The organism is Streptomyces sp. NPDC006458 (genome assembly GCF_040612135.1).
Taxonomy (GTDB): Bacteria; Actinomycetota; Actinomycetes; order Streptomycetales; family Streptomycetaceae; genus Streptomyces.
The window spans coordinates 1-2,819 of record NZ_JBEXPR010000083.1 but is presented as its reverse complement, the minus strand read 5'-3'; the positions used below and the strand labels follow the sequence as shown (position 1 = coordinate 2,819).

The 2,819-nt window shown below is 72.4% G+C and carries 2 protein-coding genes; both read left to right on the top strand.

Annotated features, from left to right (window positions below; all coding sequences use genetic code 11):
- Positions 1–1,155: KR domain-containing protein (locus ABZZ79_RS39580; protein ID WP_356697518.1), on the top strand; the 1,155-nt coding region annotated here is incomplete at its 5' end.
- 35 nt (positions 1,156–1,190) lie between these two features.
- Positions 1,191–2,819, top strand: a 1,629-nt coding sequence (locus tag ABZZ79_RS39575) for a beta-ketoacyl synthase N-terminal-like domain-containing protein (RefSeq protein WP_356697520.1), incomplete at its 3' end; no start/stop codon positions are given.

Genomic DNA, 2,819 nt, shown 5'->3' with positions numbered 1-2,819 from the left:
CACATCGCCGCCTGCGACGTCACCAACCGCGACGAACTCGCCCACCTCATCGGCGCACTCGAACACCCCCTGACCGCCGTGATCCACGCCGCGGGAATCGTGTCCGACAGCACCATCGAGGCCCTGACCCCGGATCAGATCGAGCGCGTCATGCGCCCGAAGCTGGAGGCAGCCCTGCATCTGGACGAGCTGACGGCGGACAGCGAACTCTCCTCGTTCCTGCTGTTCTCCTCCGTTGCCGCCCTCATCGGCAGCCCCGGCCAGGGCAACTATGCCGCCGCCAACGCCACCCTCGACGCCCTCGCCGCCCGCCGCCGGGCAGCCGGACTCCCCGCCACCTCCCTCGCCTGGGGCCTGTGGGCCGAGGAGCGCAGCATGGCCGGGCTGCTCGACGAGAGCAGCGTGGCACGCTGGGCACGCATGGGCGTCGGGGCCATCCCCAACGACCTCGGCCTGGAACTCTTCGACCGCGCCGGGCAGGTGGACGGCGCCCTGGTGGTACCCGTACTCCTCGACCAGGCCGCGTTGCGCGCCCAGTCCCGGGCCGGCCTGCTGCCGGCCCTGATGCGGGGCCTCGTACGGGCCCCCGCTCGCCGCGAGCAGACAACGGGCGGCGGAACCCTCGCCCAGCGGGTGGCGGCGGCGCCTGAGGCGGACCGGCCGGGGATCGTCCTGGAGCTGGTGCAGGCACAGGTCGCGGCCGTGCTCGGACACTCCTCACCGCAGGCGGTCGATCCCGAACGGGCCTTCAAGGAACTCGGGTTCGACTCCCTCGCCGGTGTCGAACTGCGCAACCGCCTCACCCAGGCCGGCGGCGTACGGCTCCCCTCGACCCTGGTCTTCGACCACCCGACCTCCGGGGCCGTGGCGGCGTACATCCTCACCGGCCTCGGAGAACCCGCGGCGCGGCGGAGCCTCTCCCCGTTCGAGGAGGAGCTGCAGAAGGTCGAGGCCCTGCTCAACCAACTGGCCGGGGACAGCGCGCAACTGGCCGAACTGGAGCCACGGCTCCGCGCCTTCAACAACCGGCTGTGGTCCGTCCTCGGCGGAACCGCAAGCCACCGCGACGAAGCGGAGCAGGACCTCGTCGACGACCTCGACGACGTGTCCGACGAAGAAATGTTCGACTTGATCGACAAGGAGCTCGGATCGTGACCCAGGGTACGGCCGACCAGCAGAGCAGCCGCTCGATGAGCGACGAGCAGAAGCTCCGCATGTACCTCAAGAAGGTCACCGGAGAGCTGCGCACCGCCAACCGCCGCGTCCGCGAGCTGGAGCAGCGCGACATCGAGCCGCTGGCCATCGTGGGCATGAGCTGCCGATACCCGGGCGGGGTCACCTCGCCCGAGGAACTGTGGCAGCTCGTCGCCGAGGGCCGCGACGCGGTCTCGGCGCTGCCCGGAGACCGCGGCTGGGAGCAGGGCATCTACGACCCCGACCCCGAGCGGACCGGCAAGATCTCCGCGAGCGGCGGCGGGTTCGTCGCCTCGGCGGGCGACTTCGACGCGGGCTTCTTCGGGATCAGCCCGCGCGAGGCCCTCGCCATCGACCCGCAGCAGCGCCTCACCCTCGAGGCCGCCTGGGAGGCCCTGGAGGACGCGGGGATCGACCCCACCTCCCTGCGCGGTTCGAACACCGGTGTCTTCTGCGGCGCCCTGACCTCCGACTACGGCGGCCAGATGCCGCCCGAGCTGGAGGGCTTCCGCCTGACGGGCACCACCACCAGCGTGCTGTCGGGCCGTGTCGCCTACACCCTGGGCCTGGAGGGCCCGGCCGTGTCCATCGACACCGCCTGCTCCTCCTCGCTCGTCGCCCTGCACCTCGCCTCCCAGGCGCTGCGCTCGGGCGAATGCTCCCTCGCCCTCGCGGGCGGCGTCACGATCATGGCGGGTCCCTTCCTGCTCACAGAGTTCAGCCGCCAGCGCGGACTCGCCGCCGACGGCCGCTGCAAGTCCTACGCCGAGGGCGCGGACGGTACGGGCTTCTCCGACGGCCTCGGCCTGCTCGTCCTGGAACGCCTGTCCGACGCCCAGCGCAACGGCCGCCGCATCCTCGGCGTCATCCGCGGCAGCGCCATCAACCAGGACGGCGCCTCCAACGGCCTCACCGCACCCAACGGCCCCGCCCAGGAACGCGTCATCCGCCAGGCACTCGCCAACGCCGGACTCACCCCCAGCGACGTCGACGCGGTGGAGGGTCACGGCACGGGTACCCGCCTGGGCGACCCGATCGAGGCGCAGGCACTGCTCGCGACCTACGGCCAGGAGCGCGAGAACGGCCCGCTCCGCCTGGGCTCCATCAAGTCCAACATCGGCCACACCTCCGCCGCCGCGGGCGTCGCGGGCATCATCAAGATGCTCAAGGCCATGCAGTACGAGACCCTGCCCGCCTCCCTGCACCTGGACGAGCCCTCCCCGCACATCGACTGGACCGCGGGTGAGGTGCGCCTGCTGGCCGAGGCCGAGCCGTGGCCCGCCGCCGAGGGCCGCCCGCGCCGCGCGGGCGTTTCCTCCTTCGGCATCAGCGGCACCAACGCCCACCTGATCATCGAGGAGCCCCCGACCGCGGCCACGGCCACGGAGCCGGAGACGGACGCGGCAGACGGGCCGGGAGCTCCCGTACGGACCCTGCCCGCCGTTCCCGTGGTGGTGTCGGCGAAGTCCGTACAGGCCCTCCGCGCCCAGGCGGAGCGCCTGGCCGCCCACGTGGCGGAGCAGTTGGAAGCCGGGCTGCTGGATGTCGGATACTCCGCGGCCACCACCCGCGCCCAGCTGGAACACCGCGGTGTCGTCGTCGCCGCCGACCGCGAACAGCTCCTC